Annotated in this window: 5 protein-coding genes; all 5 read right to left on the bottom strand. The window is 24.5% G+C overall.

The genetic code is table 11. The features are described from left to right. Positions 1 to 734: lysophospholipid acyltransferase family protein (locus AC8IGH_RS04995; protein ID WP_507419619.1), on the bottom strand; the 734-nt coding region annotated here is incomplete at its 3' end. Then, the gene (gene lpxK, locus AC8IGH_RS04990; RefSeq protein WP_507419618.1) at positions 734 to 1720 is read right to left on the bottom strand and encodes a tetraacyldisaccharide 4'-kinase; all 987 of its coding nucleotides are present in this window, start codon (positions 1718 to 1720) and stop codon (positions 734 to 736) included. The genes AC8IGH_RS04995 and lpxK, both read right to left, overlap by 1 nt. Positions 1721 to 1722: 2 nt before the next feature. Further along, complete coding sequence (locus AC8IGH_RS04985; RefSeq protein ID WP_507419617.1) at positions 1723 to 2958, bottom strand: 3-deoxy-D-manno-octulosonic acid transferase; 1236 nt, start codon at positions 2956 to 2958, stop codon at positions 1723 to 1725. Continuing rightward, positions 2958 to 4691 carry an ABC transporter ATP-binding protein gene (locus tag AC8IGH_RS04980; RefSeq protein ID WP_507419616.1) on the bottom strand — a complete coding sequence of 578 codons (1734 nt, stop codon included), beginning with the start codon at positions 4689 to 4691 and terminating at the stop codon, positions 2958 to 2960. The genes AC8IGH_RS04985 and AC8IGH_RS04980 overlap by 1 nt, the downstream gene beginning before the upstream one ends. Then, the coding region (locus AC8IGH_RS04975; RefSeq protein WP_507419615.1) for a metallopeptidase TldD-related protein at positions 4692 to 4961 on the bottom strand (270 nt) is incomplete at its 5' end.

Genomic DNA, 4961 nt, shown 5'->3' with positions numbered 1-4961 from the left:
ATAAAAAATTCAAAATTTGTTTCTTTTAATCTTTTTAAAAATACAGGCACAAGCAATGCATCATATTTAATTGCTAACTGGGCAGGGGTTGTAGTCGTAGTTGCTGGTTGATTAAAAAAAGGAACACGAATACTAGATGATAACCTTTGATCAATCATTAATGCCAAGGGATTATTATTAGAAATATGTTTAATTAATTTTTTTGTTCCTGTTGGACCTTTTTCTATTTGAATTGGGCAGATGTATTTTTTTCTAATAAATTCCATTATAGGGTTTAAAAATATATTATTCAGAGGTCTATAAATTGCACCAATATTAAATCCTAATTCTTGTAAACATTTTGCCATTAATTCAAAATTTGCAAAATGACCAGAAAAGAAAACTATTGGTTTATTATTTCTTTTTAATATTTCGACATTATTTTTGTTTATAAAAACTATTTTATTATATTTTTCGTTAATAACGCTAAATTTATTTATATGTATATATTCTCCAAATATTCTTCCTATATTTTTCCACATACAATCAATTATTTCATTGATTGATTTTTCGGTAAGATTTGGAAATGCTATTAAAATATTTTTTTTTGCAATTGCTTTTTTTCTAAATAAAGGTCCAAAGTGCTTTCCAATTTTCTCTCCTAAGTTAGAAGATAATTTAAGCCCTATAATTTTGAATATTAAAAAAAATATTATAACTAAAATAAATTCTAAGAAATATCTAATAATCTTCATTAAAATAATTTTTTAAGTTCTTTTTCTAAAATTTCTTTTCCAATTAATAAAGTATTAATCTTTGTATAATAAATTTTATCTTTAAATTTTTTATTAATTCTTACATAATCTTTTTCTGTTGTTATTAAATTACAATTATTATTTTCTGCCTCTTTAAATAAAATTTTATAATTTTTTTCTGTAAATTGAAAATGATCTGGGTAGATAATTTGTTTTATAATTTTTAAGTTGTTTTCTAGTAATGTGTAAAAAAAACTATAAGGATTACCTATGCCAGTAAATGCTATAAAATTTTTGTTTTTTAAAGTTCCAATATTTTCGATTTTATTTTCGGCATAAATAATTTGAATATTCGAGTTGATTTTCTTTATTTCTTTTTCAACTGTTTGATTTTTTTCTCCTTTAAGAATTACTAAATTAACTTCTTTTATTGAAGTTAAAGGTTCTCTAAGTGGTCCTGCTGGTAATAAATTATTATTTCCTATCCAGCTTTTTGAATCAAAGCACAGAATATTTAAATCTTTAAAAATTAAATAATCTTGAAATCCATCATCTAAAATAATGGCATCATATCCTAACTTTATAATAGCATTTATACCCTTAACTCTGTTATTTGAGATATATACATGCCCAAATTTATTTAATAATAATGCTTCATCTCCTGTAACTTCTGAGACTTGATTAGCCATATTTATTTCATTTAAATAAATATCTGTCTTGCTTTTTCTTCCATATCCTTTTGTTAAAAAACAGACTTTTTTAAATTGATTTAAAATCTTGATTATTTCTATAGCAGCAGAAGTTTTACCAGTGCCACCAACATAAATATTTCCTAAACAGATTATAGGAATGTCAAATTTTTGTGGGATAGAAATTTTTTTTTTTATTATAATAATTAAATAATAAATTATCGATAATGGATATAATAATATAGATAAAAAAGAATTTTTTTTTTCATCCCAAAATCTTGGCTTAATAAAGTACATTTTTAATTAATTATATATTGATCTAATCTTTCAATTGTTCTTGATAAAATTTCATTACCTCTATCAATTATTTTTTCTTTGATATTTTTACTATGACTAGAATTAATATTTTTTTCTATGTGATCGATTAATTCTTTTACAGAATTAACTTCAAAAGAAAAATTTTCTTTATTTAAAAAATTATATATTTCAGTAAAATTATGAATATGTGGACCATGAAAAATCAATGAATTATTATAAGCAACCTCTATAGGATTTTGCCCACCGTGATTAATTAATGAGCCGCCAATAAATGTACATTTTGATAATTTTAAAAATCTTTGTGTGTTGCCATAAGTATTAATTATTAAAATGTCCGTACTATCTTTGATGTCATATAAAGAATCTTTGGTTAAAAAATTTAATTTTAATCTTTTTACAATTTCCTCAATTTTAGTAATTCTATTTATATGTCTTGGTATAATTAGAGTTAACAAATTTGGATATTTGAGTTTTAAAGATATATGTGCTTTTATACAAAATTCTTCCTCTGTATCGTGAGTACTTAAAGCAATAAATATTATTCTTTTTTTTAGATTAGCATTTTCTTCATTCTTTAAATCTGAATTTTCAGAAATAATAAATTTAAGATTTCCTATAGTCTCAGTATTATTAGTTTTAAAATAATTGAAATAATCGCTACTTTGATAACTGCTGCATAAGATTAATTTAAAAGATTTTAATATTTCATGCATGGTTCTTTTAAATAATCTCCATTTATCAAATGATTTTTTCGACAACCTGCCGTTAAGCAAAATTATAGGTATTTTATTTTTTTTTGCATAAAAAATTTGGTTTGGCCATAATTCTGAATCTGTAAAAAAAATAATATTAGGCTTCCATTTTAAAAAAAATCTTTTTACAATTTGCGGACTATCAATAGGTGCAAATTGATGAATAATATTTTTATTATGAGAATATTTTTTATAAAAGATTTCACTAGAACTTAAAGTAGAAGTAGTTAATAAAATTCTATTTTTTTTTACATAGTAATCAATAATTGGAAATATACTCTTTAATTCTCCAATGCTAGCGCAATGAAACCAAATTAAATAGCCATCATGTCTTTGAATATCTGATATTGCTAACTTCTCTCTAAAACGTATTGGAGATTCTTTTTTTTTAATGATTCTAAAATAGAGATACGGATGTAATAAATAATGCAACAATGATGTTGCCAAATAATAAATAACTTTCATTAATTTATAATTTGTTTTTCATATAAGTTCTTATAAATCGAAGAATTACTCACTAAAAATTCATGACTCCCTTCAGCAATCACCTGACCTTTATCAAATACTAAAATTTTATCGCAGTTCATGATCGTTGATAATCTATGAGCAATTATAATAGTTGTTTTATTTTTAGTTAAATTTTCAATAGCTTTTTGAATTACATTCTCAGACTCAGAGTCTAAAGATGAAGTGGCCTCATCTAATAATATTATTGAAGAATTTTTTAGTATAGCCCTTGCTATTGATAATCTTTGTTTTTGCCCACCTGATAATTTTATTCCATTTTCTCCGATAATAGTTTCGTACTTGTTTGGTAGTTTTTCTATAAAATCCTGAGCTGCTGCAAATTTACATGCATTAACTATTTCATCTTCAGATGCTGATGCATTTCCATATAATATATTAGATTTAATAGTGTCATCAAAAAGTATTACATCCTGACTAACTAGTGATATTTCTTTTCTCAAAGAATTTAAATTTATATTATTAATGTTTTGGTCATCAATAAAGATTGCACCATGTTTTAAATTGAAGAATCTTGGAATTAAGTTTAAGAATGTAGTTTTTCCAGAACCACTTATACCAACTAAGCCAACTTTTTTTCCACCTTCTATTTTTGCAGATAAATTTTTTAAAGCATGTGTTCCATCTGGATATATAAAGCTAATATTTTTAAACTCTAATGTTGCATTTTTTAATTTTAATGAAGGAGCATTTTTATCATTATAAATCTCATTCTTTTGATCAATTATCTCATATATTCGTTTAGCTGCCGTAATTCCTTCTTGAATACCAACATTAATTCCAGCAAGCGCCCTAACTGGTTGATAAGCTAGCATTAGTGCAGCTAAAAAAGAGACAAATTCTCCTAATGTTATAGCGCCCTGCATACTTCTATAACCTGCAAAAAAAACTACAATAGCAATAGCTATAGCAGAAATTACCTCCATTATTGGACCAGCTCCTAATCTTGTTTGCTCAACTTTTCTAATTGCTTTAAATCTTTCATCAATAATCATGCTAATTTTTTTTAATTCTTCTTCTTCTTTTTGATAAATTTTTATTAACCAAGATCCTTTAATTATCTCGCTTAAAAATTTCATAAATTTATCTGAGGCTTCCAGACTTATATGAACTTTTTTGCCCATTTTTTTTCCTATATTTTTTGAGGATATTGCAGCAATAGGGATCATTATTATGGCAAGCAAACTTAATTGCCAGTCATGGTAAAACATTAGTCCAACTAATGCTAATAATGTAAATGTTTCTTTAAATAAAGTTACAACTACACCTGTTAACACCGTGAATAATATAGTCGTATCGTTAGTAAAATTAGATAAATATTTTCCTGAGTGTTTTTTAGTAATATGCGCAATATCAGATAATAAAAACTTTTGAGCCATTAAAGTTTGAATGTTTTTTATTATTTTTATTCCAACTTTAATCGTAATAATTCTTGTTCCATAAATTGAAAAAGCTTTCAAAATAAAAGTAATAATTATTGCAATAGGGATTAGGTAAAGCATATTAGTATTTTTATTTATAAAGATTTCTTTAATAGCAGGATCTAGTAGCCACGCTGTTGCAGCTGTCGTAAGGGAAGTTAAAATAATAAAAATAAAAGTTATACTTAATTCTGGAATATATTTTTTAATTTGAGTTTTAAATATTCTTTTTATCAATTCAAATTTGGTCATTTATTTACCTGCAATACTTAGATTATTAATTCTAATTGTTGGAGAGTTGGTTCTAGATTTGAATTCTAAATCATCAGCTAAAAAAATCTCTTTGAACATATTTTTTATATTTCCAGCGACTGTGATTTCGCTAATTGGATAAGTTATTTCTCCATTCTCTATTAAAAATCCTGAACCGCCTTTACTAAAGTCACCTGTTACGCTGTTAAATCCAGAGCCAAATAATTCAGTTATATAAACTCCTTTTTTAATATCTTTTATTAAGTCTGT

Origin of the sequence: Candidatus Allofontibacter sp. (assembly GCF_038145245.1) — a bacterium.
In the GTDB taxonomy this organism is placed as follows: Bacteria; Pseudomonadota; Alphaproteobacteria; order Pelagibacterales; family Pelagibacteraceae; genus Fontibacterium.
This window is presented reverse-complemented; position numbering and strand designations above follow the sequence as displayed.

What these genes read in the sequence shown, in the direction of transcription:
- lpxK (WP_507419618.1), bottom strand. Translation starts at nt 1,720, where the DNA reads ATGTACTTTATTAAGCCAAGATTTTGGGATGAAAAAAAAAATTCTTTT.
- AC8IGH_RS04985 (WP_507419617.1), bottom strand. Translation starts at nt 2,958, where the DNA reads ATGAAAGTTATTTATTATTTGGCAACATCATTGTTGCATTATTTATTA.
- AC8IGH_RS04980 (WP_507419616.1), bottom strand. Translation starts at nt 4,691, where the DNA reads ATGACCAAATTTGAATTGATAAAAAGAATATTTAAAACTCAAATTAAA.